General features: G+C 70.5%; 25 protein-coding genes and 1 tRNA gene. 13 read left to right on the plus strand and 13 right to left on the minus strand.

Annotated elements, in window-relative coordinates:
- Positions 1-44 precede the first annotated feature (44 nt).
- Positions 45-118: transfer RNA gene (locus tag ABD298_RS10060), tRNA-Leu, on the plus strand.
- 147 nt (positions 119-265) lie between these two features.
- Positions 266-1627 carry an ABC transporter substrate-binding protein gene (locus ABD298_RS10065; protein ID WP_344299551.1) on the plus strand — a complete coding sequence of 454 codons (1362 nt, stop codon included), beginning with the start codon at positions 266-268 and terminating at the stop codon, positions 1625-1627.
- An 88-nt stretch (positions 1628-1715) separates the two neighbouring features.
- Here ABD298_RS10065 and ABD298_RS10070 read toward each other — a convergent pair whose 3' ends face one another.
- From ABD298_RS10070 to ABD298_RS10090, 5 genes are all read right to left on the minus strand, one after another.
- Positions 1716-2501: an ABC transporter ATP-binding protein gene (locus ABD298_RS10070; RefSeq protein ID WP_344299552.1), complete on the minus strand. Its 786-nt coding sequence runs from the start codon at positions 2499-2501 to the stop codon at positions 1716-1718.
- The gene (locus tag ABD298_RS10075; RefSeq protein WP_344299553.1) at positions 2498-3505 is read right to left on the minus strand and encodes an ABC transporter ATP-binding protein; all 1008 of its coding nucleotides are present in this window, start codon (positions 3503-3505) and stop codon (positions 2498-2500) included. The genes ABD298_RS10070 and ABD298_RS10075 overlap by 4 nt, the downstream gene beginning before the upstream one ends.
- Positions 3506-3567: 62 nt before the next feature.
- Entirely contained in the window at positions 3568-4536 is a 969-nt protein-coding gene (locus ABD298_RS10080; RefSeq protein ID WP_344299554.1) for a branched-chain amino acid ABC transporter permease, read from the minus strand.
- Between the two features lie 11 nt (positions 4537-4547).
- Positions 4548-5879 (minus strand): branched-chain amino acid ABC transporter permease, encoded by a 1332-nt coding sequence (locus ABD298_RS10085; RefSeq protein ID WP_344299555.1) that lies wholly within the window; start codon positions 5877-5879, stop codon positions 4548-4550.
- A gap of 315 nt (positions 5880-6194) precedes the next feature.
- Entirely contained in the window at positions 6195-7109 is a 915-nt protein-coding gene (locus tag ABD298_RS10090; RefSeq protein WP_344299556.1) for a Bax inhibitor-1/YccA family protein, read from the minus strand.
- 251 nt (positions 7110-7360) lie between these two features.
- Here ABD298_RS10090 and ABD298_RS10095 point away from each other — a divergent pair, with 251 nt between their 5' ends.
- On the plus strand, positions 7361-7657 hold the full coding sequence (locus ABD298_RS10095; RefSeq protein WP_208712876.1) for a GroES family chaperonin: 297 nt from the start codon (positions 7361-7363) through the stop codon (positions 7655-7657).
- Between the two features lie 32 nt (positions 7658-7689).
- Here ABD298_RS10095 and galK read toward each other — a convergent pair whose 3' ends face one another.
- From galK to ABD298_RS10110, 3 genes are read right to left on the minus strand one after another with little or no spacing between them, the layout of a single operon-like run.
- Positions 7690-8856 (minus strand): galactokinase, encoded by a 1167-nt coding sequence (gene galK / locus ABD298_RS10100; RefSeq protein ID WP_344299557.1) that lies wholly within the window; start codon positions 8854-8856, stop codon positions 7690-7692.
- Entirely contained in the window at positions 8853-10007 is a 1155-nt protein-coding gene (gene galT / locus ABD298_RS10105) for a galactose-1-phosphate uridylyltransferase (protein WP_344299558.1), read from the minus strand. Before galT ends, galK begins: the two co-directional genes overlap by 4 nt.
- A 27-nt stretch (positions 10008-10034) precedes the next feature.
- The gene (locus tag ABD298_RS10110) at positions 10035-10811 is read right to left on the minus strand and encodes a DeoR/GlpR family DNA-binding transcription regulator (RefSeq protein WP_344299559.1); all 777 of its coding nucleotides are present in this window, start codon (positions 10809-10811) and stop codon (positions 10035-10037) included.
- A gap of 88 nt (positions 10812-10899) precedes the next feature.
- On the opposite strand from ABD298_RS10110, the gene ABD298_RS10115 reads away from it, so the two are divergent.
- Genes ABD298_RS10115 through ABD298_RS10130 form a run of 4 tightly spaced genes read left to right on the plus strand, consistent with a single transcriptional unit; the run spans position 10900 to position 14933 of the window.
- A complete protein-coding gene (locus ABD298_RS10115; RefSeq protein WP_344299560.1) occupies positions 10900-11814 on the plus strand; it encodes an aldose 1-epimerase family protein in 915 nt (304 codons plus the stop codon).
- Between the two features lie 45 nt (positions 11815-11859).
- Entirely contained in the window at positions 11860-13017 is a 1158-nt protein-coding gene (locus tag ABD298_RS10120) for an AI-2E family transporter (RefSeq protein ID WP_344299561.1), read from the plus strand.
- A 27-nt stretch (positions 13018-13044) separates the two neighbouring features.
- Positions 13045-14298, plus strand: coding sequence for a threonine ammonia-lyase (gene ilvA / locus ABD298_RS10125; protein ID WP_344299562.1), 1254 nt, complete (start codon positions 13045-13047; stop codon positions 14296-14298).
- An 11-nt stretch (positions 14299-14309) separates the two neighbouring features.
- Positions 14310-14933 carry a rhomboid family intramembrane serine protease gene (locus ABD298_RS10130; protein ID WP_344299564.1) on the plus strand — a complete coding sequence of 208 codons (624 nt, stop codon included), beginning with the start codon at positions 14310-14312 and terminating at the stop codon, positions 14931-14933.
- Positions 14934-15025: 92 nt separating this feature from the next.
- On the opposite strand, the gene greA is transcribed toward ABD298_RS10130, so the two are convergent.
- Positions 15026-15523, minus strand: a complete 498-nt coding sequence (gene greA / locus ABD298_RS10135) for a transcription elongation factor GreA (protein WP_208711987.1) — start codon at positions 15521-15523, stop codon at positions 15026-15028.
- A gap of 180 nt (positions 15524-15703) precedes the next feature.
- Entirely contained in the window at positions 15704-16120 is a 417-nt protein-coding gene (locus ABD298_RS10140) for a DUF4307 domain-containing protein (protein ID WP_344299565.1), read from the minus strand.
- Positions 16121-16138: 18 nt separating this feature from the next.
- On the opposite strand from ABD298_RS10140, the gene mca reads away from it, so the two are divergent.
- The 3 genes from mca to ABD298_RS10155 are packed head-to-tail and all read left to right on the plus strand — an operon-like array spanning position 16139 to position 19532.
- Complete coding sequence (gene mca / locus ABD298_RS10145; protein ID WP_344299566.1) at positions 16139-17044, plus strand: mycothiol conjugate amidase Mca; 906 nt, start codon at positions 16139-16141, stop codon at positions 17042-17044.
- 4 nt (positions 17045-17048) lie between these two features.
- Positions 17049-17318, plus strand: a complete 270-nt coding sequence (locus tag ABD298_RS10150; RefSeq protein ID WP_344299567.1) for a hypothetical protein — start codon at positions 17049-17051, stop codon at positions 17316-17318.
- A 33-nt stretch (positions 17319-17351) separates the two neighbouring features.
- Positions 17352-19532: a thioredoxin domain-containing protein gene (locus ABD298_RS10155; protein ID WP_344299568.1), complete on the plus strand. Its 2181-nt coding sequence runs from the start codon at positions 17352-17354 to the stop codon at positions 19530-19532.
- A gap of 23 nt (positions 19533-19555) precedes the next feature.
- Here the strand turns inward: ABD298_RS10155 and trhA are convergent, their stop codons facing one another.
- Positions 19556-20236 carry a PAQR family membrane homeostasis protein TrhA gene (gene trhA, locus ABD298_RS10160; protein ID WP_344299569.1) on the minus strand — a complete coding sequence of 227 codons (681 nt, stop codon included), beginning with the start codon at positions 20234-20236 and terminating at the stop codon, positions 19556-19558.
- A gap of 173 nt (positions 20237-20409) precedes the next feature.
- On the opposite strand from trhA, the gene ABD298_RS10165 reads away from it, so the two are divergent.
- Both ABD298_RS10165 and phoH2 read left to right on the plus strand, forming a co-directional pair.
- Positions 20410-21171 carry an isoprenyl transferase gene (locus tag ABD298_RS10165; protein WP_208711991.1) on the plus strand — a complete coding sequence of 254 codons (762 nt, stop codon included), beginning with the start codon at positions 20410-20412 and terminating at the stop codon, positions 21169-21171.
- Between the two features lie 260 nt (positions 21172-21431).
- The gene (gene phoH2 / locus ABD298_RS10170) at positions 21432-22775 is read left to right on the plus strand and encodes an RNA 5'-3' helicase PhoH2 (RefSeq protein ID WP_344299785.1); all 1344 of its coding nucleotides are present in this window, start codon (positions 21432-21434) and stop codon (positions 22773-22775) included.
- 12 nt (positions 22776-22787) lie between these two features.
- Here the strand turns inward: phoH2 and ABD298_RS10175 are convergent, their stop codons facing one another.
- Positions 22788-23444, minus strand: a complete 657-nt coding sequence (locus tag ABD298_RS10175; protein ID WP_344299570.1) for a GNAT family N-acetyltransferase — start codon at positions 23442-23444, stop codon at positions 22788-22790.
- Positions 23445-23502: 58 nt separating this feature from the next.
- Here ABD298_RS10175 and ABD298_RS10180 point away from each other — a divergent pair, with 58 nt between their 5' ends.
- Positions 23503-24015: a prepilin peptidase gene (locus tag ABD298_RS10180; RefSeq protein ID WP_344299571.1), complete on the plus strand. Its 513-nt coding sequence runs from the start codon at positions 23503-23505 to the stop codon at positions 24013-24015.
- Between the two features lie 20 nt (positions 24016-24035).
- Here the strand turns inward: ABD298_RS10180 and ABD298_RS10185 are convergent, their stop codons facing one another.
- Positions 24036-24527, minus strand: coding sequence for an NUDIX hydrolase (locus ABD298_RS10185; RefSeq protein WP_344299572.1), 492 nt, complete (start codon positions 24525-24527; stop codon positions 24036-24038).
- Between the last annotated feature and the right edge of the window lie 26 nt (positions 24528-24553).

Here is a 24553-nt window from a genome sequence, read left to right on the forward strand (position 1 = left end):
GCCGCCGTCGTACGTCGGACCGGATTCGCTAGGCTGGTGTGCACGCCCCAGTAGCCCAATCGGCAGAGGCAGCGGACTTAAAATCCGCTCAGTCAGGGTTCGAGTCCCTGCTGGGGCACGTTTTCCATGTGGTCTCCATCCGTTACCAGCATGTGACCTGAAACACTGTATTCAGGGTTAAGCGTTGAATTAGCCTGTCTTCTAATCAGGAACACCTGGTTGTTCGCATCAGGGTGCCCGGCACCTTCGATGGAGGAGATTACGCATGATTCAGCGCCTTCAGGCTACGCCCCGGGCGGCGAAACTCGCCGCGCTCGGTGTCGGCGTCGCCCTTCTCGCCACCGCATGCGGTGGAGGCTCCAGTACGTCCTCTGGCAGCAGCTCCGCCAGCGCGGCGCCGCAGGGCGTTGCCTGTCCCGCGCCCCAGAGCGGAAGCGGCGGTGCTACCGCCGCCCCCACCGGCGCGTCCGGATCGGTCCCGCGTGCCACGACCACGACAGACACCCCGCTCAAGCTCGGCTCGCTGCTTCCGACGACCGGGTCCCTCGCCTTCCTCGGGCCGCCCGAGATCGCCGGCGTCAACCTCGCCGTCAAGCAGGTCAACGACGCAGGCGGTGTTCTCGGGAAGCCGATCGAGGTCATCCACCGGGACTCCGGTGACACGAAGACCGACATCGCGACGCAGTCCGTGACGAACCTGCTCGGCCAGAACGTGAGCGCCATCATCGGCGCGGCGTCCTCCGGCGTCTCGAAGACGGTCATCAACCAGATCACGGGCGCGGGCGTCGTGCAGTTCTCTCCCGCCAACACCTCGCCCGACTTCACAACGTGGGACGACAAGGGCCTCTACTGGCGCACGGCTCCCTCGGATGTCCTACAGGGCCGCGTGCTCGGCAACTACATCGCCAGCTGTGGGGCCCAGACCCTCGGCATGATCGTCCTCAATGACGCCTACGGCACGGGCCTGCAGAAGAACATCAAGGACGCGTTCCAGTCTGCCGGCGGCAAGGTCGTGGCCGAGGAGCTGTTCAACGAGGGCGACTCGCAGTTCAGCACCCAGGTCGACAAGGTTCTCGCGGCCAAGCCGGATGCCATTGCGCTCATCACCTTCGACCAGGCCAAGCAGATCGTCCCGCTGCTGACGGGCAAGGGCGTCAAGCCGACGTCGATGTTCATGGTGGACGGCAACACCTCCGACTACAGCAAGGACTTCCAGGCCGGCACCCTCAAGGGTGCGCAGGGCACGATCCCGGGCACGTTCGCGAAGGACGACTTCAAGAAGCAGCTCCTCGCGATCGACCCGTCCCTGAAGGACTACTCCTACGCCGGCGAATCCTGGGATGCGGTGAACCTCATTGCCCTCGCGGCTGAGGAGGCCAAGAGCACCAAGGGCGTCGACATCGCCAAGCACCTCAAGGACGTCTCCGAGGGCGGCGAGAAGTGCGGCGACTTCGCGTCATGCGTCACCCTGCTGCGCCAGGGCAAGGACATCGACTACGACGGCAAGTCGGGGCCGGTGACCTTCTCCGACGCGGGCGATCCGACCGAGGCCTACATCGGCATCTACCAGTTCGACGACAAGAACGTTCCCCAGCCGATCAAGGAGGAGTACGGCAAGCTCAGCTGAGCCGAGCGTCCTCCGACGCACATGACGGGAGGGCCCCGGTTCCTTCGGGAACCGGGGCCCTCCCGTGTGGTGCGGGGCAGCGGACGCTCTACCTGTCCTCGCCTTCCACGGTGTCGGCGAGGGTGCCCAGGTAGAGCTGGATGACCTTCGGGTCGTTCAGGAGCTCGCGTCCGGTGCCCGTGTAGGCGTCGCGGCCCTGGTCCAGGACGTAGCCCCGGTCGCAGATCTGGAGGCAGCGGCGGGCGTTCTGCTCCACCATGATGACCGAGACGCCCGCACGGTTGATCTCGTGGACGCGGAGGAACGTCTCGTCCTGCTTGACGGGGGACAGGCCCGCTGAGGGCTCGTCGAGGAGCAGGACGGCGGGATCCATCATGAGGGCACGCCCCATGGCGACCATCTGGCGCTCGCCGCCGGAGAGGGAGCCCGCACGCTGGGCGCGCCGCCGGCCGAGCTCGGGGAACAGCTCGACCACGAAGTCCCAGCGCTCCTTGAAGACCTTGGGCCGCTGGAAGAGGCCCATTTGCATGTTCTCCTCAATCGTGAGGGACGTGAAGACGTTGTTGGTCTGCGGGACGAATCCGATGCCGCGGCTTACGAGCCGGTTCGCCTTGAGCCCGGTGAGGTCCTGTCCCCGCACGACGACGGAACCCGAGTGGACCTTCACGAGGCCGAACATGGCCTTCAGCAGCGTCGACTTCCCGGCGCCGTTGGGCCCGATGATGCCGATGAGCTCTCCCTTGCGGGCCTCGATGCTGCAGCCGTTGAGGATATTGACGCCCGGGATGTACCCGGCCACGAGGTTGGTGACCGCCACGACGCGCTCGTCCGTCACGGTGCCGGCCCCCTGGCTGCTGGTGCTGCTCTCGCTCACTTCCCCTCCTCCTTCCGAGTGTCGGCTCCGCGCTCGGTCTTCGGAGCGTCCACCCGGAGCGTCTCGGCGTCCCCGAGGACGCTCTCGGGTGCGATGATGCCGGCGTCCTGGGTCCCTACGATGGACTCCTCGTCCTGCGCGAGCTCCTGCTCGAGGGCCTTGACGCCGCCGCTCGTGCCCAAGTCCACGTCATGGTGTGCGCCGAGATACGCGTCGATGACGGCCTGGTCCTTCATGACCTCGGCGGGTGGGCCCTCGGCCACGATCTTGCCCTCGGCCATGACCACGACCCAGTCCGCGATGTGGCGGACCATGTGCATGTCGTGCTCGACGAAGAGCACCGTCATGCCCTCGGCCTTGAGGTTCTTGATGTGGTCCAGGAGGCTCTGGGTCAGTGCCGGATTGACCCCGGCCATCGGCTCGTCGAGCATCACGAGCTTCGGGTTCACCATGAGCGAGCGGGCCATCTCGAGGAGCTTGCGCTGGCCGCCCGAGAGCGACGCCGCGTAGTCGTCACGCTTCGTGTCAAGCTTGAACTTGGTCAGGAGACCCTCCGCGTGGGACGTGATCTCCTTCTCGCGGCTGCCCCAGATCCCCTGGAACAGTGCGTTGCGGAGCTTCTCGCCCGGCTGCGCGGAGGCGCCCAGGCGCATGTTCTCCATGACCGTGAGCTTGCCCATGACCTTGGTCAGCTGGAACGTGCGGACCATGCCCATGCGCGCGACCTTGTAGGAGGAGACGCCCGCGAGGTCCTTGCCCTCGAACTGCCACTTGCCGGAATTGGGGGTGTCGAAGCCGGTGAGCAGGTTGAACAGTGTGGTCTTCCCTGCTCCGTTCGGCCCGATGAGCGCGGTGATCTTGTGGCGTGGGATCTCGAGGTGCTCGACGTCGACCGCGTTGATGCCGCCGAAGCTTCGGGTCACATTGTCTGCGACGACGATCGGGTCCCTCTTCCGGCAGCCGGGCCCGGCCTCACCCTCGGCGATCGGCCTGGTGTCGGTCATGTACTCATTGCGGGAGACGTCCGGCCCGCTGGCTGGACCCTGAGATGGGGATGCGGCGTGGCTCATGCGAATGCCAGCTCCTTCTTGTTGCCGAACACGCCCTGCGGCCGGAAGATCATGAGCAGCATCAGCGCCACCCCGACGAGGATGTAGCGGAGCTGCCCGGCCTGCGTGGTGGTGAGCCAGGTGACGGTCCCGGACTCGATGAGTCCGTAGAGCACGCCCTGCGTGAGGGAGAGGACCACCCAGAAGATCATCGCGCCCACCACCGGGCCGAGCACCGTGGACATGCCCCCGAGGAGGAGGCACGTCCACAGGAAGAACGTCAGCTCTGTCCCGTAGTTGGACGGCTGCACGACGTCACGGGGGAGGGTGAAGACCATGCCCGCCAGGGCGCCGAGGATGCCTCCGATGATCAGGGCCTGCATCTTGTAGGCGTAGACGTTCTTGCCCAGAGAGCGGACCGCCATCTCGTCCTCGCGGATGCCCTTGAGGACGCGGCCCCAGGGACTGCGCATGAGCAGCCAGACAACCACGCCCGCGATGATGACGATCACCCAGCCGAAGACGCGATAGAAGAAGTCCGGGCTGCTGTAGCCCAGGTAATTGCCCTCAGGGAAGGGGTTCAGCCGGAGGAAGTCCTGCCGGAACGCGGCCAGGCCGTTCGCCGAGCCCGTGACGGAGGTGAGGCTGTTGGTCGTCACGACGTAGCGGATGATCTCGGCCGCGGCGATCGTGACGATCGCCAGGTAGTCGGCCCGCAGGCGCAGCGTGGGGACGCCGAGGAGGAGCGCGAAGAGCACTGACGCGACGACGGCGATGAGGAGGCCCACCCAGAAGGGGGTTCCCAGGTGGATGGTCGACATCGCGAAGGCATAGGCGCCGACGGCCATGAAGCCGGCCTGGCCGAAGTTGAGCAGGCCGGAGTAGCCGAAGTGCACGGCGAGGCCGAGCGCTGCGAGCGCGTAGGCCGCCGTCGTCGGGCTCACGATCTCACCGAGCGCGTTGCTGAGGATGAATCCGAAGTCCATGTGGCGCCTCCCTAGCCCACTCGCTCGCGGCGGCCCAGGATGCCCTGTGGCCGGAACAGGAGGACGGCGATCATGATCGCCAGGGCTCCCACGTACTTGAGGTCGCTCGACACCCCGAAGACTGTCGTCAGCTCGACGAAGACGCCGACGACGACCGAACCCACGAGGGCGCCGAAGACCGTGCCGAGTCCGCCAAGGGTGACCCCGGCGAAGATCATGAGCAGGATCTGCTGGCCCATGTCGAAGGTGACTCCGGGCCGGTAGTAGGCCCAGAGGATGCCGCCGAGGCCAGCAAGGAGGCCGCCGGTGACCCAGACGATCCGGATCACGCCGTCCACGTCGATGCCCGAGGCGGCCGCAAGCGCCGGGTTGTCGGCGACGGCGCGGGTGGCCTTCCCCAACCTCGTCCTCAGCAGCACGACGCCCACTGCAGCGATGACGACGGCCGAGATGAGCAGCGACCAGAGGTTGTTCGGCGAGATCGAGACTGGGCCGAGCTGGATGTCCGGGCTCTGCGCGTAGGGGAGCTGCTGGGTCGCGCCGCCGAAGAAGAAGAGGATGACGTACCGGACCGCGAGGGCGAGGCCGATGCTCACGATCATCATGGGAACGAGGCCGGTGCCCCTGCGCCGCAGGGGCCTCCAGAGTGCGGCGTCCTGCACCCAGCCGAACGCCGCGCTCGCCACGAGGGCGAGGAGCACCGCGAGCCAGAACGGCAGCCCCGCCGCCGCCAGCCCGAACACCGTCACGGCGCCGAGCGTGACCATCTCGCCGTGGGCGAAGTTGGTGAGGCCCGTGGTGCCGAAGATGAGGGACAGGCCGACCGCCGAGAGTGCGAGCAGCAGGCCGAAGCTCAAGCCCGCGACGAGCCGGTTGATGATCTCCTGGCCCAGGTTGGCCTGGGCGACCTGGATGCCCTTGCCGAAGGCGAAGATCGCGCTGACGTTGGAGGTCTGGTTGAACGTGACGTTGCGCGGGTTCTCCTGCCCGTCCGCGAGCTTGACCCCCTCGGGGAGCGTCGAGGTATTGACCTCGACCTGATACGTGCCCTGAGTCGGGACGCCGACCGACCAGGCGCCGTTGGCCCCCGATCGGGTGCTGCCCTCGAAGCCGTTGCCCTTCACCTTGATCTCGACATTCTGCAGCGGCTGGCCCTCATTCCTCAGGAAGCCGCTGATCGTATTCTGGTACACCGTCTGAGAGGGGCTGGGCGACGGGCTCGGCGAGCTGGTCGCCTCGGCCGGGGGCGCCAAGGCCAGCAGCACGGCGAGGACGGCGCCGATCAGGGCACCTGCGACCGCCAGCACCCTGGGCGGGTGGGCGGCCTGGGCTGCGCTTTTCACGTAGGGGGCCTCCATAGGTCCGGGCGCCGGCCAGCCTGTGGGCAGGCCGGGCAGTGGGTCCGGCGGGCGCGCATCATCACGACGAGCTGTGACGCTGATCACCCGTTGGAACGCCATCGTACCTGTGCGGGACCGCCCGGCAGCCGGGGCGGCAGCCCGCCTAACGTCGCGATCCGGTAACAACTGTGAAGAGCAGGCTGAGGGCGCCCTGTCTCCGGCTTCACGATCAGTGCTCTGCCCGGCGAGACAAGCACAGGCCCCCGAACCGATGGTCCGAGGGCCTGTGCGGGACGTGCGCTGCGCGTCCGGAGTCCGTCAGTCGTTGCTGTTGAAGATCGCGAGCAGCCGCAGGATCTCGGTGTAGAGCCAGACGAGGGTCACCGTCAGGCCGAACGCCGCGGTCCAGGCGAAGCGCCGGGGAGCCCCTGCGCGTACGCCCTGCTCGATGCTGTTGAAGTCCAGGATCAGGGAGATCGCCGCGAGGACGACGGCGATGAGTCCGACGATCACGCCGAGGGGGATGCCCATGATCGTCATGCCCCGGAGGCCCCACGGGCTCGAGACGACCCCGAACATCACGAGCCCGAGGTTGACGAGGCTGAAGGCCAGGTAGCCGACGATCGCGATGAGGAAGAACTTCATCAGGCCGGGCGTCGCGCGCACCTTGCCGCTCTTGTAGAGGGCGAGGGTAACGCCAGCGACGGCGACCGTGCCCAGGACGGCCTGGAAGCCCACCCCCGGGGCAATGCCGTCGATCACGCGGGTGATCCCCCCCAGGAACAGCCCCTCGAGGGCCGCGTAGGCGAGGATCAGCCCAGCGACGGGCTCGCGCTTGAACGAGTTGACGAGGGCCAGCACGAAGCCGCCGATGGCGCCCAGGACCATGAGGCCCATCGCCGCGCCGGCGGGGACGAACAGCGTGACGGCTGCGCCGACGACGACGAAGCCGAGGCACGCGAGCGTCTTCATGATGACGTCGTCGTAGGTCATGCGGCCCGTCTCGACCGGACCCGCCGACGGCGCCTTGTACATCTGGTCGAGCTGCTCCGGGCTCATCTGCCCGTACGGGGCCTGCTGCCCGTAGGGCTGGCCGTAGGGGCTCTGCTGACCGTACGGGTTCTGCTGGCCGTAGGGCTGCTGCCCGTAGGGTGCGTGCGGGACAGGCGGTGCGGTCGTGACGGCGCTTCTGAAGTTCTTCCCCCGGAAGACCGGGTTCCCCCCGAATGCCATGTGTCGGCTCCTTGTCGACGGCCCGCTGCGGTGGCGGGCGATGGTGGTCGGCTGGTGTGGTGCCAGTCGATTGTCCCGGTCCGCGGCTTCCGTGGTCCGCGTGAGGACGCTGTCCGTTCCACGAACGACGCCGGGAAAGAGTTCCCGGGACGTCACTCGCCTAGAATGATGCGGTGCCACACCGAGACCCCGACGCCGCCACCGAGACCGCCCCCGCCCCCGACGCAGCCCCGCGGCGGCTCCCGCTGCGCATGCTCCACGACAGGGTCCTGGTCGCGCTCGACAAGGACGCGAGCGAGCGTCGCTCGGCCTCCGGCATCGTCATCCCGGCGACCGCCATGCTGGGGAAGCGCCTCGCATGGGCTGAGGTCGTAGCGGCGGGACCGACGGTGCGCCAGGTTGCTGTCGGCGACCGCGTTCTCTTCGATCCCGAGGACCGGGCCGAAGTCGAGGTCTCGGCCCACGACTACATCCTCCTGCGCGAGCGCGACCTCCACGCCGTCGCCGAGCGCGACGAGCCCGCGAGCGACGTGGGCCTCTACCTCTGAAGCTGCTGGTTCCGAGGCTCCTCCCTCCTGCGCTACAGGAGCCGGCGGGCCCCGTCCGCCGGTGAGACGCTGAAGACCTCGGGCTCGCGGTAGCCTGCCCGGGCGAACGCCGCGGCGACCTCGTCCCGGACGGAGGCCGCCGCCGTCGTCGGCACGAGGGCGATCGCCGAGCCGCCGAATCCGCCCCCGGTCATGCGGGCGCCCACGGCGCCGCTCGCCCGGGCAGTCTCGACGGCGAGGTCGAGCTCGGGGCACGAGATCTCGAAGTCGTCCCGCATCGATGCGTGGCTCTCGTCGAGGAGGGGGCCGATCGCGGCCGGCCCCTCGGAGCGGAGCGCGTCGACGGTGCGGAGCACGCGCTCGTCCTCGGTGACGACGTGGCGCACGCGCCGGAACGTCACCTCGTCGAGCAGGCCCCGCGCCTCCGCAAGGTCGGCCGAGGCGACGTCGCGGAGCGCGTCCACCCCGAGCACCTCCGCACCGAGCTCGCACGCCGCGCGCCTGCTTGCGTAGCCGCCGTCGGCGTGTGAGTGGGCGACCTTCGTGTCGACGACGAGCACGGTCAGCCCTGCGGCGGGGGCATCGAACGGGATGAGCTCAGCGTGCTGGTCCCGGCAGTCGAGGAACACCGCGTGGCCGGCGGTCGCGCGCAGGGACGCCGACTGGTCCATGATGCCGGTGGGTGCGCCCACGAAGTCGTTCTCGGCCCGCTGCGTGAGCAGCACGAGCTCCTCGGTGGAGAGCTGGGCGCCGCTGAGCTCGGCGAGGGAGATGGCGACGGCGCACTCGATCGCATGCGACGACGACAGCCCCGACCCCAGCGGCACGTTCGACTCGAGGACGAGATCGAAGCCCGGGACCTCGACACCGCGCTGCCGCAGCGCCCACATGACGCCGGCCGGGTAGACCGTCCAGCCGCGCGCAGCCTCGCGGGTGATCCCGTCGGGGCCGAGGTCGACGACGCCCTCCCGCCCGTAGGTCGACGCCAGCCTGACGCGCCGGTCGGGACGGGCGCGGACGGCGACGCGGGCGGAGCGGTCGATGGCGAAGGGAAGGACGAACCCCTCGTTGTAGTCAGTGTGCTCACCGATGAGGTTCACGCGCCCGGGTGCCTGCCACACGCCGTCGGGCGCGCCGCCGTAGGCTGCCGCAAAGGCTTCGAGGACGAGGCCAGCCTGGTCAGGGATCGGGGAGCTCACGCGCGCGCCTTTCGTCCTGTGCTGGGTTCGGCCGCCGCGGCAGGTATCCCGGCGAGTGCCGAGCGGAGGCGTCCGGCGACCTGCTCGGGCCTGGTGTCGGTGATGAAGGCGCCCATCGCGGCCTCTGAGCCCGCGAGGAACTTGAGCTTGTCCGGCGCCCTGCGCGGGGACGTGAGCTGGAGGTGGAACCTGGCCGCGGGCCGCAGGACGGTGTCGAGCGGCGCCTGGTGCCAGGCAGCGATGTAGGGGGTGGGGGTGTCGTACAGCGCGTCCACTGCCTGCAGGAGTCTCAGGTAGACCTCGGCGAGCTCGTCCTTCTCCTCGCCCGTCAGGTCCGCGAAGTCTGCGGCGTGCCGGTGGGGGACGAGGTGGACCTCGAGCGGCCAGCGCGCGGCAAAGGGCACGTAGGCGCTGAAGTGCGTGCCGTCGAGGACCATGCGCTCGCCCGCCGTGCGCTCGCGGTCCAGAAGTGCCCCGAGGAGCGTCGCACGGCCGCCGGACTCGTCGTAGAAGCGCCGTGCGCGGGCACCGAGCTGCGCGGCCCGGGGCGTCACGTAGGGGTAGGCGTAGATCTGGCCGTGGGGGTGGTGCAGCGTGACGCCGATGTCCGCGCCGCGGTTCTCGAACGGGAAGACCTGGCGGATGCCGGAGAGTGCGCTGAGCGCGGCGGTGCGGTGGGCCCAGGCCTCGACGACGGTCCGCGCCCGTCCGTACGGCAGGCCGCCGAAGGACCCGGTGTGGGAGGACGTGAAGGAGACCACCTCGCACCGTCCGGCGGCGGGGGCGCTCTGACCCCACGGCAGGGAGTCCGGGAGCTCCGCGAGCGCGGGTCCCAGGGAGGGGAAGCGGTTCTCGAACACGACGACGTCGTAGTCCTCCGCGGGGATCTCCGAGAGGTTGCCCGAGGTGCTCGGGCACAGCGGGCACGCCTCCGCCGGCGGGAGGTGGGTCCGGGACTGGCGGTGGGCCGCCACGGCGATCCAATCGCCCGAGAGCTCGTCGTACCGCACCTCGCCGGGCTCGGCGCGCCCGGGAAGGCCCCGTGCATCGGGCGAGGTCGTGCGGGGCGGCCTGCCGGGGTCGTCGAAGTAGATCAGCTCGCGTCCGTCGGAGAGCCGCGTGCTGGTGGCCGCGGGGGAGTGGGCGCTCATGGTTCCTCCGAGGGTCGGGACACCGGGTCAGGCGATGGGGGCGACGACGAGGTCCGGGACGCTCTGCCTGAGCTCGTCGAGGGCGGCCTCGGAGAGGCCGTCATCCGTGATGAGGGTATCGATCGCATCGAGCGGGAGGATCTTCGCGAGGCTCACGAGGCCGTACTTGCTGTGGTCGGCGAGCACGACCAGCCGGGCGGCGGCCTCGGCAGCCGCGCGGTTGACCTCCGCCTCGAGCATGTTGGGGGTCGTGAGGCCGGCTCGGGGATGGAGCCCGTGCACGCCCATGAAGCACGTCTCCACGTGCAGCTGGGCCAGTGTCGCCGTGGCCAGCGGCCCCACGAGCGCTTCCGATGCCGTGCGCTCACCGCCCGTGAGGATGGTGCGCACCCCGCCCTGCGAGGGAGTCCCCAGCGCCTCCGCGACCTTGATCGAGTTGGTCGCCACCGTCAGGTCCGGCACCGAGGCCAGAAGGTGGGCGAAGGCGAAGGTCGTGGTGCCCGCGGTGACGAAGATCGTCGCGCCCGGCCGCACGAGCTCGAGGGCCCGCTGGGAGATCGCGCTCTTGGCATCGGGCCGGTGCTCGCTCTTGACGGCGAAGCCCGGGTCGGCGAAGCCGACGTCCGCCGGGCGTGCGGCGCCCCCGTGGACCCGCCGTGCGAGCCCCTGCGCCTCGAGGTGTTCGATGTCCCGCCTGATCGTCATCTCGGACACTCCCAGGGTGGCGGCGAGTTCGCCGACCCGCACCGCTTCCCTCCGTTCGAGCTCCGCGACGATCCGCGCGTGCCGCTCCGCTGCGAGCATCGGGCCGCCCCCCCTTCACACAAACAAAATGTTTCTAACAAAAGATAACATCTGGAGTGGCCGGAGGGAAGACCGCTAGCGTGACTCCATGACCTCTCCCAGCATCCCTGCCACCGGGCGCCAGTACGAGCTCCGCTCGGGTGGGGCCGTCGCCGTGGTGACCGAGCTCGCCGCGACGCTGCGCTCCTACTCCCGCGACGGCGTCGTGCTCACCGAGACGTTCGGCGACGACCAGATCCCGCCCGGGGCGACCGGCATCACCCTCGCGCCCTGGGCGAACCGGATCGAGGACGGCAGGTGGACGCTGGAGGGCCGGCCGCAGCAGCTGGACCTCACCGAACCGTCGCGCGGCCACGCGAGCCACGGCCTCCTCCGCAACACCGGGTACGCGCTCATCGCTGGCTCGGAGTCCTCCGCGGTCCTCGAGGCGAGCGTCTTCCCGCAGCACGGCTACCCGTTCCTCGTGCGCCACCGGGTCGAGTACGCGCTCGACGGCGACGGCGCCCTGAGCGTGACGCAGAGCCTCACGAACCACTCGCCCGGGCGCGCGCCATGGGTGCTCGGCGCCCACCCATACCTGCGCATCGGCGACGTGCCCACCGAGGACCTGGTCCTCACGGTCCCGGCAGCCACCAGGCTGGTCGCGGACGAACGCCTCATCCCGCGCTCGCACGAGCCGGCCGCAGGGGAGAACGACCTGCGCCGGGGGCGCCGCGTGTCGGAGCTCGCGCTCGATGCGGCCTTCACGGACCTCGACTTCCAGGACGGGCGTGCGCGCAGCACGCTCACGGCGCCCGACGGCCGCTCGGTCTGGCTGTGGCAGGAGCCGGCGTGCCAGTACGTCCATGTCTTCGTGAGCGTGACCTTCCCCGGGCGGACGAAGGCCGTGGCCCTCGAGCCCATGACCGGGCCCGCCAACGCGTTCAACTCGGGCGAGGGGCTCGGCTGGCTCGCCCAGGGCGAGACCTCGTCCATGCGATGGGGGATCGGGTCGAGCCTCTGACCCCGGCTGCGGAACGCTGACGAGTCCCTCTGGCAGGATGGGCCCATGGAGCAGAACTCCCGTGGCATCCCGCTCGCGCCGCGTCCCGTGACTGACGCAGACCTTCCCTTCGCCCTGCGGATCGCCGCCGCCTGGTCCTGGCGCCTCGGCGTCATCATCGTGGTGGCCTCAGCGGTGGTCTGGGCGCTTGGCCACCTCAGCTTCCTCGTCATCCCCGTCCTCGTCTCGGCCCTGCTTGCGGGGCTCCTCATGCCTGCCGTGAACTGGCTCCGGCGCATCGGCCTGCCTCGGGGCGTGGCGGTGGCGGTCACCGAGCTCGGCTTCATCGCACTCGTCGCGGGCCTGCTGACCCTCGTCGGGCGTCAGCTCGCCGGCGGCTTCCGCGAGCTCTGGGACCAGGCGCTCGCCGGCTTGACCGCGATCCAGGCCTGGCTTGCCAGCGGTCCCCTCCAGATCTCCGCGGGCGAACTCGACACGTATGTCAAGGACGCGCAGAACCTCGTGACGACAAACCAGGGGACCCTGGTGAGCGGGGTCCTGAGTGCAGGGAGCACGGCCGGACACTTCCTGGCCGGCCTGCTCATCGCCCTCTTCGTGCTCATCTTCTTCCTCCTCGAGGGCGAACGCATCTGGGCGTTCCTCATCCGGCTCCTCCCGCACCGGGCGCGGGTCCCCGCCGACGGCGCCGGCAGGATCGGGTGGCTTTCGCTCGTGAACTATGTGCGCATCCAAGTCGTCGTCGCTGCGATCGACGCCATCGGCATCGGCGTCGGCGCGGCGATCCTCGGGGTGCCGCTGGCCCTGCCGCTGGGCATCCTCGTCTTCGTCGCGTCATTCGTCCCGGTGGTCGGCGCCCTCTTCAGCGGGGCGATCGCCGTCCTGCTGGCGCTCGTCTCGAATGGGCTCGTGAACGCGCTGATCATGCTCGGGATCGTGCTCGCCGTCCAGCAGATCGAGAGCCACGTCCTCCAGCCCCTCATCATGGGCAGGGCGGTCTCCCTCCATCCCGTGGCAGTCATCCTCGCCGTGGCCGCCGGTTCCTACCTGGCAGGGATTCCAGGCGCCCTCTTCGCTGTCCCCACTCTCGCCGTCGTGAATGCGGCCGTGCGCTACATCGCCTCCCGGGCGTGGGAAACTGGAAGCGTGCCTGTCGCGGAACCCGGCGCCGACCCGGTGCCGGAGCCGCCGCAGGCCGCCGACTGACTGCCATTGATGAGGAGCGCACTTCGCATGGAAACTCTCTCGACCCTCGCTGTGACGCTGGACGACGTCCTGAGCGCGCAGGAGCTGCTCGAGGGAATCATTGCGAAGACGCCCATTGAGACCTCCCGAGCGCTCGGCGCCCAGATCGGCACCGAGGTCTACTTCAAGTGCGAGAACCTCCAGCGTGCGGGCTCCTTCAAGGTCCGCGGCGCCTACGTGCGCATGGCGCGCCTGAGTGCCGAGGAGCGGGCACGCGGTGTCGTCGCCGCCTCGGCCGGCAACCACGCCCAAGGCGTCGCGGTGGCTGCGAAGCGCCTCGGGATTCGTGCCCGCATCTACATGCCGGTCGGCGTCGCCCTCCCGAAGCTCCAGGCGACGCGCTCCCACGGCGCGGAGGTCGTCCTGCACGGCCACAACGTGGACGAGGCGCTCGCCGAAGCCAAGCGCTACGCGGACGAGACAGGCGCCGTCTTCGTCCACCCGTTCGACAACCCTGACGTCGTGGCAGGCCAGGGAACGCTCGGCCTCGAGATCCTCGAGCAGGTGCCGGGCGTCGATACGATCCTCATGGGCGTCGGCGGAGGCGGCCTCCTCGCGGGCGTCGCCGTCGCCGTGAAGGCCAAGGCCAAGGAGCTGGGCCGAGACATCAAGGTCATCGGAGTCCAGGCCGAGAATGCGGCGGCCTACCCGCCGTCCCTCGCGGCCGACGCGCTCGTCCCGCTCCAGAGCATCTCGACGATGGCGGACGGCATCGCCGTGGGGCTCCCGGGGCAGCTCCCGTTCAGCATCATCCGCGAGCTCGTCGACGACTTCGTCACCGTGAGCGAGGAGTCCCTCGCCCGGGCCCTCGTCTTCCTCCTCGAGCGGGCCAAGCTTGTGGTCGAGCCCGCGGGCGCGGTCGGCGTCGCGGCCCTCATGGACGGCAAGCTCGCCGAACTCGGCATCGATGCCAAGAAGACCGCTGTGATCCTCTCGGGCGGCAACATCGACCCGATGCTCATGCTCAAGGTCATCCAGCGCGGCCTCGCCGCTGCCGGTCGGTTCTTCACGGTCCGCATGATGCTCGACGACCGCCCCGGCTCCCTCGCGACGATCTCCCGCATCATCGCGGAGAACGACGCCAACGTCACCGGCGTCGACCACACGCGCGTGGGCGGCTCGATCAGCATGGGCGATGTCGCCATCACCATCGACATGGAGACCCGCGGCCACGAGCACTGCGAGCAGGTCCTCCGGGCCCTGCGCGCCGAGGGTTTCCAGCCCATCGTGATCCACGTCTGAGCGGAGAGCGCGTGGTCGGGAGGGCGTCCGTCGGGCAGGCCGAGCTGGCCAGCAGAGCGCGGGCCGGCATCGTGACGATGGCTGCCGTCGTCGCCGTCCTCTACGCGATCCAGCTGGCCAACATGCTCACGTTCGGCTGGCTGTCGCTGACCTTCGGCATCCGGCCGAGGGACGTCACGAGCCTCCCGGACATCCTTACGTCGCCGCTCGTCCACGACGCGTCGAGCTGGAACCACCTCGCTGCCAACACACTGCCTCTCGTGGTGTTCGGCTTCCTCGCGTTCCTCTCAGGGCTGCGGCAGTTCCTCACCGCCATCGCGCTCTCGTGGCTCGCCTCTGGCGTGGGGGTGTGGCTGTTCGGCGGCAGCCTGTTCGGGCACTCGGTCACGGTCGGGGCCTCGGGAGTGATCTTCGGGCTGTTCGGCTTCCTGCTCGTGCGCGGATTCTTCAACCGCTCGTGGTGGCAGATCCTGCTCGCCGTCGTGCTCCTCCTCGCCTACGGCAGCGTCCTGCTCGGGGTGCTTCCGACGGTCGGGCGGGGGATCTCCTGGCAGGCCCACCTGTTCGGCCTCGCGGGCGGGGTCGTTGCGGCCCTGGTCATGCGCCCGCAGCGGCCCCACCGAGCCATCTCCTAGCCCATCGAGCCATCCCACCAGCGGAGACGACGACGGCGCCGTTCCCCGAGCGGGGGCGGCGCCGTCGCGGTCCGCTTGCGCGGTGGCGAGTCTCAGCCGTTGTACGGCGTGGCCGAGATGATCTCGACCGCGATCTCCTTGCCGTTCGGCGCGGTGTAGGAGAGCTTGTCGCCCTGCTTGTGGCCGACGATCGCGGCGCCGAGCGGGGACTTCTCGCTGAAGACGTCGACGTCGCTGCCGCCGTCGGCGATCTCGCGCGAGCCCAGGAGGAAGCGCTCCTCCTCGCCTGCGATCTTCGCGACCACGAGCATGCCGGGCTCGACCACGCCGTCGTCGGCCGGCTTCTCCCCGACATGGGCGTTGCGCAGCAGCTCGGTCAGCTGGCGGATGCGGGCCTCGATCTTGCCCTGCTCCTCCTTGGCCGCGTGGTAGCCGCCGTTCTCCTTGAGGTCGCCTTCCTGGCGCGCGGCCTCGATCCTCTCGACGATCTCGTGTCGGCCAGCCCCCGAAAGGTGGTCCAGCTCGGCCTTGAGTCGGTCGTACGCCTCCTGCGTGAGCCAGGCGCCGCCCTGATGGGTCGTGGTGGACATCTCGTCTCCTTGTACGTCTTTCCATGCAAATACCCCGCCTGCGGCTATGCGCAAACCCCCTGAGGCAGGATGCCTCGGGAGCGCTGCTGGCCACCGGCGGGGCAATGGGTATTAGTACATTCTAATGATCGCGGGAGCCCAAGCCAAAGATAGCCTCTGGCGTGTCCCGCGTCACACCGACTACTTGGACGTGAGCCAGCACGAGTCGACCACCGCCGAGACGGCCGCGCTCTCGGTGCGCATCGCCGCGGTGGTGAGGGACGTCGTCGTGCCCGTTGCGCTGCGGTCCGGGCCGATCGCGACCTCGCGGTACCCCACCACGGCGTACGTCTCGGAGAGGGCCTTGACGGCGCAGACGGCGCTCGCCGAGGCGTCCTTTGTCACAGCGAAGTCGAGCTCGGCATGCCAGGAGTCCGGCGTCCGGAAGCCGATGTCCTTGGAGGTGACGGCGTTGCGGGTCGTGCTCAGGACGGTGAGCCATCCAGCCGCGGCAATCCCGACGACGAGGGCGACGACGACGAGGATCCGCGCAGTGCGCTTCGGCAGCCTGCGCCGCGGCGTGCCGTAGCGGGTGGCGAGGGTGGGGGTCTGGCTCACCCGACTATTCTAGGAGGCGTGTCCCAGAACCCCCGATCGTTCCGGCTCCTGACCGTCCACGCCCACCCCGACGACGAGTCCAGCAAGGGTGCTCCCATGATGGCGAAGTACCTGGCGGAGGGCCACGAGGTCATGGTGGTCTCCTGCACGGACGGCGCCCGTGGGGACATCCAGAACCCCCACCTGCTCGACGTGCCGCACCCGAGGCGGGACATGGCCGGCGCACGCAGGATCGAGATGGCCGCCGCACGGGAGATCCTCGGCGTCCAGCACCGGTGGCTCGGCTTCATGGACTCGGGCCTCCCGGAGGGGGACCCCCTCCCGCCCCTTCCCTGGGGGTCCTTCGCGACGCTCCCTCTCGAGCAGGCCTCGGCGCCGCTCGTGAGGCTCATCCGCGAGTACCGTCCCCACGTCGTCGTCGCCTATGACGAGAACGGCGGCTACCCCCACCCGGACCACATCATGGCCCACCGCGTGGCCGTCGAGGCCTTCCGCGCCGCGGGCGACCCTGACGCCTACCCCGGCACGGGCGAGCCGTGGGCGCCGGCGAAGCTCTACTACGACGTCCCCTTCAATCCGGACCGCGTGCGCCGCATCCACGACGCCCTGGTCTCCGCCGGGCTCGAGTCGCCGTACGCAGACTGGGTGGCGCGCGCGGCGGAGAACGACGCCGAGGGGCACCGCCCGTGGACCTCGCGCCACCCTGTGACGACCCAGGTGGAGTGTGCGGAGTACTTCGGGGTCCGGGACCGGGCGCTCCTCGCCCACGCCACCCAGATCGACCCCGACGGGTGGTTCTTCGCAGTCTCGCTCGAGCTGCGCCAGCGCGTGTGGCCCTGGGAGGACTACTCGCTCATCGAGTCCACGGTCGGCTTCCCCCAGGAGGGAGAGACAGAGGGGGACCTGTTCGCCCGGCTAGGATAGTCCGGTGCAGAACCTCCTCATCGCCCTGTCCCAGACCCCGCCGTCCCCCGAGGGGACGCTGCGTCCGGGACTGAGCGAGGACCAGATCACGCCGGGAACGTGGGGGTTCCTGCTGACGGCCTTCGTGGTGGTCCTGACCATCCTGCTCATCGTGGACATGGTCCGCCGCCTGCGCCGCGTCCGCTACCGCGCCCAGGTCGAGGAGGCCCGCGAGGCCGAGCGCGAGCCCGAGGAGGCCGAGCGCGCGCCCGAGAAGGGCGAGCCCGAGGCCTGATCCCCGCTGCCCTCGATGGGGCAGACTGGGGCCATGGCCAACCGACTCGCAGGATCCCCCTCCGCGTACCTGCGCCAGCATGCCGACAATCCCGTGCACTGGCAGCCCTTCGGCGAGGAGGCCTTCGCCGAGGCCGCACGCCGCGACGTCCCCGTGTTCGTCTCGATCGGCTACGCAGCGTGCCACTGGTGCCACGTCATGGCGCACGAGTCCTTCGAGGACGAGGCGACCGCCGCAGAGCTCAACGGACGCTTCGTCCCGGTCAAGGTCGACCGGGAGGAGCGGCCCGACGTGGATTCCGCCTACATGGCCGCGTGCCAGGCGATGACAGGCCAGGGAGGCTGGCCCCTGAGCATCTTCGCCCTCCCAGACGGCCGCGCCTTCTACGCGGGCACCTACTACCCGCCGACTCCGCACCCGGGACAGCCCAGCTTCCGCCAGATCCTCGAGGCCGTCTCCGACGCGTGGCGGAACCGCCGGGAAGCCGTCGAACGCCAGGCGGCGGCGCTTGCCGAGGCGCTCGGTGGCCTCTTCTCGGACCAGCTCCTGCGCCTCGACGCACCCGAGGCAGGGATGGACGACGGCGAGTTGGCCGCGCTCGCGCGCGACGCCGTCGTGCGCCTCGGCCAGGAGGAAGACGGCACCCACGGCGGGTTCGGGCGCGCGCCGAAGTTCCCGCCGTCGCCCGTGGCGGAGTTCCTCGTCCGCCACGCCGCAGGGGGCACGGCGACCGCGGCCGCGGCGAGGGCGCTCGCCGGGCGCACGCTCGCGGCGATGTGCCGCTCGGCGCTGTTCGACACTCTGGCCGGCGGGTTCGCGCGCTACTCCGTCACCGCGGACTGGTCGCTGCCGCACTACGAGAAGATGCTCTACGACAACGCCCAGCTGCTCCGCGCTCTGGCCCACTGGGTGCGCCTCGGCGCCTCGCCGGAGTTCCCGGCAGACGAGGCCCGGGAGGCCGCGGCCCTGACCGCCGACTGGATGGTCCGCGAGCTCGGCCTCCCCGGCGGAGGCTTCGCGTCGTCGCTCGACGCGGACTCGGAGCGCGGCGGCCAGCACGTCGAGGGCGCCTACTACGTCTGGACCCCCGGCGAGCTCGCGGAGGCGGCGGGAGCGCACGACGGCGCGCGGCTGGCGTCCGTGTTCGGCGTGCGGCCGGGCTCGCCGCCCGGCTCCCACGGCGGTCCCGGGTGGCCGCTCCACGCGGGCCGCGAGCTGGGCGCCGACGAGAGGGAGCTCCTCGCGCGGACGAGGGCCGCGCTGCTCGAGGCTCGTTCCCGCCGGACGCCCCCGGGGCGGGACGACAAGGCGGTCGCGGGCTGGAACGGGCTGGCCGTGGCGGCCCTCGCCGACGCCTCGGTGGTCCTGGACCGCCCGGACCTCCTCGCGGCGGCAGAGACCTCGGCAGCCCTCCTCGCCGAGGTCCACTGGAACGGGCAGACGCTGACGCGGGTCTCCCACGGCGGTGCTGCCGGGGGAGTCGAGGGCATGCTCGCCGACTATGCGGGCTGCGCGGAGGGTGCGCTCGCCCTCTTCGCGTGCACGGGCGACGCCCGCTGGTACAGCTGGGCGGGGCAGCTCCTCGATGCCGCCCGGAGCCGCTTCGTCGAGGACGGCCTGCTTTCCGACGCCTCCCTCGAGCTCTCGGGTGCCCGCGCCGGCGCCACCGCCGCCCTCGGGGGGTCCCGCGCCCTCGATGCGATGGACAACGAGGCGCCCTCGGGGGCGTCGCTGCTCGCCGGGGCCCTCACGTCGTTCGCCGCCTACAGCGGCTCGGGTGAGCATCGCGCCGTCGCGCGGGCCATCCTCGCCGGGCTCCCGCGCCTCGTGGGCCAGTCGCCGCGGATCGCCGGCTGGCTCCTCGCCGTCGCCGAGGCCACCGTGGCCGGCCCGCTCGAGGTTGCGGTGGTCGGCCCCCTGCAGGGCGGAGGGGCCTCGGAGACGCGCCTGCTCCACCGTGCGGCACTCCTCGACCCGAGCCCGGGGCTCGCCGTGGCACTCGGGTCTACGGACCGCGCCACCGCGGCAGGGGCGGGGGACGGCGCGGGGCGGGCAGATGGCGTCGGGCGCGCTGGGGCCGTCGTGCCCCTGCTGCAGGATCGGCCGGGCGCGGCCGACGGCGGACCGCTCGCCTACGTGTGCCGGGAGTTCGCCTGCCGGCTCCCCGTCCGCACAGCCGACCAGCTGCGCGAGCAGCTCGCGCCCGGCGGCTGAGCCGGAGCCCCGCTGGCGCTCCGCTATGCGCCGGCGACTGGCAGGCCCACGACGGCGATCATGATCGCGACGAAGTGGGCCGCGAAGCCGAGCACCGTGAAGGCGTGGAAGAACTCGTGGAAGCCGAAGTGGTCCCAGCTGAAGTTAGGGCGCTGGAGGCCGTAGAACACCGCGCCTGCGATGTAGAAGGCGCCGCCCACGCAGATGAGGATGGCCGCCGGAACGCTCGCCGCGAAGAAGTCCGGCAGGAACAGGAGGGCGGCGCAGCCCAGCACGACGTAGACCGGCACGTAGAGCCACCGCGGCGCCCGCATCCAGATCACCCGGAAGGCCACGCCGACGAGCGCGCCCGTCCAGATGAGCGTGAGCAGGAGCAGCGCGGTGGGGCGGGGGAGCAGGACCCAGGACAGCGGCGTGTAGGTGCCGGCGATGACGAGCATGATGTTCGTGTGGTCCAGGCGCTTGAGGACCGCCTTCGTGCGCGGGTTCCATGTGCCGCGGTGGTACACGGCGCTCACCGAGAAGAGCAGGAGTCCCGTGAGCGCGTAGATCCCGCTCGTGATCTTCAGGTCGGCGCTCGGGGCCAGGACCACGAGGACGATTCCGGCCACGAGGGCGATCGGGGCGGCCACTGTGTGGATCCACCCCCGCCACGAGGGCTTGAGGGCAAGGAGCTCTGCGCGGGCCGCCGCCTGAAGCTGCATGCCGAGGATTCTATCGTACGGGCCGGTAGGTTACTCGCCGGTAGGCCTGTGGGATGCGCCCTCGGGCAGGGTGCTGCCCATCCGTCGGGGGGAACGCCATGGCGCCTGCGGTAGCCTAGGAGGCGGCATCTACAGGCCTGCGATGGCATGGGAATCAATCGGGCGGGAGGGGCATGGAACTGCCCGGTTTCCTCTACGGCTACTACGAGCGTCGCCTCGTGCGCTCACTCAGCCCGGAGAGCATTCCCGGCCATATCGGCGTCATGGTGGACGGCAACCGCCGCTGGGCGCGCCAGTTCAACGCCCCCACGAGCCAGGGCCACCGCGCCGGCGCGGACAAGATCCACGAGTTCCTCGGCTGGTGCCGGGAGCTCGGCGTGCGGGTGGTCACGCTCTACATGCTCTCGACCGACAACCTGAGCCGGTCGACCGAGGAGCTCCGCGAGCTGACGGAGATCATCGCCGAGACGCTCGACCGCCTCGACGACGACCCGAACGTCTCCGTCCACGCCATGGGCGCACCCGAGATCCTCCCCGACCATCTTGCCGAGCGGCTTGCCCGGCTCACCGCGAAGCCCAGCCCGTCGGAGCCCCTCCACGTCAATGTGGCGGTCGGCTACGGGGGCCGCCGGGAGATCGTCGACGCGGTCCGGGAGCTCCTCCGTGATGCCCTCGCGCGCGGAGAGGACATCGCCGAGCTGGCCGAACGGCTCGATGTCGAGGACATCTCGCGGTTCCTGTACACAGCGGGGCAGCCGGACCCCGACCTCGTGATCCGCACCTCGGGAGAGCAGCGTCTCTCCGGATTCCTCATGTGGCAGAGCGCCTACAGCGAGTTCTACTTCTGCGAGGCCCTCTGGCCGGCCTTCCGCAGGATCGACTTCCTCCGCGCGCTCCGCGATTACGCCGGGCGCCAGCGCCGCTTCGGCGCGTAGGCCGCAGGACCTGAATTACACAGCTGTCATTTACCGGACACTCCCTCCGATGTCACCCGGCGGTCATGTGACGAGGCGTACATTGGCGCCATCGGGCGGGAACCGCCACCCGATGCGGGGAGGTCGAGTATGGACGTTGCGTCGCAGCAGCTCCAGGAGGCCGGTCCCGGCCTCGCGGCCGAGCCGGAAGCACTGGAGAACACCGGGGAAACCTGGGGGCTGGAGTCGACGTGACAAGCATCGGGGCACACCACACCGCACTGCCCACCGAGTCCGCCGCAGCAGGCGCCACCGCCGGAGCCGCGCGCAGGACCTACGTACTGGACACGTCCGTGCTGCTCTCCGACCCGAGGGCGCTCCTGCGGTTCGCGGAACATGAAGTGGTGATCCCCGTCGTGGTGATCACGGAGCTCGAGGGCAAGCGCCACGACCCCGAGCTGGGATACTTCGCCCGCAAGGCACTGCGGCTCCTCGATGACCTCCGGGTGGAGCACGGGAGCCTCAGTCGGCCCGTCCCGCTAGAGAGCGACGGCGGCGCCCTGGGCGGCACGCTCACGGTGGAGCTGAACCACATCTCGGCCGAGGTCCTCCCCGCCGGCTTCCGCTCCGGGGACAACGACGCGCGCATCCTCGCCGTCGCCAAGAACCTGGCCAACGAGGGCCGGGCGGTCACGCTCGTGTCCAAGGACCTGCCCATGCGTGTCAAGGCGTCCGCGATGGGGCTCGACGCTGACGAGTACCGCAACGAGCAGATTGTCGACTCGGGCTGGACGGGTGTCGCCGAGGTCGACGCCGACGAGGAACAGGTCGCGACGCTCTACGGCCATGAGCCCGTCTTCCTCCCGGAAGCCGCGGAGATGCCCGTCAACACAGGGCTCGTGATCCTCTCGCCCCGCGGCTCCGCCCTCGGCCGCGTCGGAGCCGACAAGCAGGTGCGGCTGGTGCGCGGAGACCGGGAGCTCTTCGGCCTGCACGGGCGCTCCGCCGAGCAGCGGCTCGCCATCGACCTCCTCATGGACCCCTCCGTGGGCATCGTCTCGCTCGGCGGCCGGGCGGGCACGGGCAAGTCCGCGCTCGCCCTGTGCGCCGGCCTCGAGGCCGTCATGGAGCGGCGCGAGCACAAGAAGGTCGTCGTCTTCCGGCCGCTCTTCGCGGTGGGCGGCCAGGAGCTCGGCTACCTTCCGGGGTCCGAGTCCGAGAAGATGAACCCGTGGGGCCAGGCGGTCTTCGACACCCTCGGCGCCCTCGTGAGCCAGGACGTCGTCGACGAGGTCATGGACCGCGGCATGCTCGAGGTCCTGCCGCTCACCCACATCCGCGGCCGCTCGCTGCACGACTCCTTCGTGATCGTGGACGAGGCCCAGTCCCTCGAGAAGAACGTCCTCCTGACGGTCATGAGCCGCATGGGCCAGAACTCCAAGATCGTCCTGACCCATGACGTCGCCCAGCGCGACAACCTCCGCGTGGGCCGCCACGACGGCATCGCGGCCGTGGTCGAGACCCTCAAGGGCCACCCGCTGTTCGGCCACGTCACGCTCACCCGGTCCGAGCGTTCGCCGATCGCGGCGCTCGTCACGGAGCTCCTCGAAGGGGCCGAGATCTAGCGGCCGACCCCGCTAGGCGCCGACGCCGAGGAAGGCGGCCGCCGCCCCGTGGCCCTCCACCGAGAGGGTCCACTCGGGGCGGCGGAACGCCTCTCTGGGCAGCCGCAGCAGCAGCTCGCGTTCGACGACGCCCGGCCGGCTCACGCGCCGCCTCTCGCCGTTCGGCTCGTACCCCAGCTTCCGGCTCACCCCGAGCGAGGGCTCGTTCCAGTCGTAGGCCGCGGTGAGGGCGACCTCCGCGCCCAGCCAGTCGAATGCCCATGCCAGGGCGGCGGCGCGCATCTCCGACCCGAGGCCCTGCCCTTGGACATCCTGGCGCAGCCACGAGCCCGTCTCCACGGTGGCGAGGTGCGCGAAGTCCTCGGCTCCGACGTCCTGCAGGCCCAGCAGCGCGCCGTCGTGCGCGAACACGCCGAACTGGACGAGCCAGGATTCCGGCCGGGTCCGCGACCGGCACTCCCAGATCCAGCGGGCCGAGTTCGCGGGAATCTCAGCGGCGGGCGCGTCTGTCCAGGGCAGGGCGAACGGTGTCCGCTCGGGGGCGTGGATTCCGGACCGCACGGCGTCGGCGAGGCCCGGGAGATCGTCGTCGCGCAGGGGTCTCAGCGTCAGGCGCGGGGCGCCGAGCGTGAGCCCGAACAGCGGCCAGACGTCGGCGAGGTCGGTCATGCCGCCACGCTACCGCAGGCAGGGCGGCGGCCTGCCGCGCATCCGATAGGGTCCAAGGGTGACCCACCGCCTCCCCGAGCTCTGGCAGGACGCACCGTTCTCGTTCTGGCTCGTCGTCGCGTGCCTCGCCTACTTCGCCTGGATGTCGGCGCGGCTCGCCGTGATCGACATCCGCAGCCACCTGCTGCCGAACCGGATCGTGCTGCCCAGCTACTGGGCCGCGCTCCCGCTGGCCGGCGCGGCCGCGCTCGGGGGCGGCGCGCTCGACGTCGGCGCCGCGTTCCGAGTCCTGGGCGGCGGAGCGGTGCTGTGGCTCGTGTACTTCGTCCTGCGGGTCGTGTACCCGGCCGGGATGGGCTTCGGCGACGTCAAGCTCGCCGGCGTCCTGGGGCTCTACCTGGGCTTCCTGAGCTGGTCCCATCTGTTCTGGGGCACGGCCGCGGCGTTCCTGCTCGGCGGCCTCTTCGGGCTCGCGCTGATCGTCACGCGCCGCGGGACGGCGAAGTCGGCGATCCCCTTCGGCCCGTTCATGCTCGCCGGCACGGTCCTCGCGCTGCTGCTGCCGGCCTGACGAGCCAGTTCCCGCTGCCGTCAGGCCTCCGCGACGCTCGGCGACCCGACGAAGTGTGCTCGGCGCTCCGGATCCAGCGCCCACTCGATCGCGCGCCGGTGCAGGGGCGGAAGGTCCGGCAGGGCATCGGCAGGGAACCACCCCACCTCGAGGTTCTCGTCGTCGTTGACGCGCTCCTGGCCGGCCACGAACGCGCAGGCCATGACGACGTCGAGGTACTGCGCCTGGTCCCCGTTCGGGTAGACGACAGGCGCGGTGATTCCGACGCCCGCCAGATGCGTCACCGAGACGTGGACCCCCGTCTCCTCGAAGACCTCCCGGACCGCCGTGGCAGCTGGCTCCTCGCCCGGCTCGACGATCCCGGCAGGGACGGTCCACCGGCCGTTGTCCGCGCGGCGCACCAGGAGCAGCCGCCCGGCGTCGTCCGCCACGACCGCCTTGACTCCTGGGAGCCAGAGCGGGTGGACGCCGATCATGTCGCGCAGAGTGAGGATGAAGTCAGGCGTGGGCATGGAACCAGCCTAGGGGAGCACGACGG

This window comes from Sinomonas flava, from assembly GCF_039531875.1.
Classification (GTDB): Bacteria; Actinomycetota; Actinomycetes; order Actinomycetales; family Micrococcaceae; genus Sinomonas; species Sinomonas flava.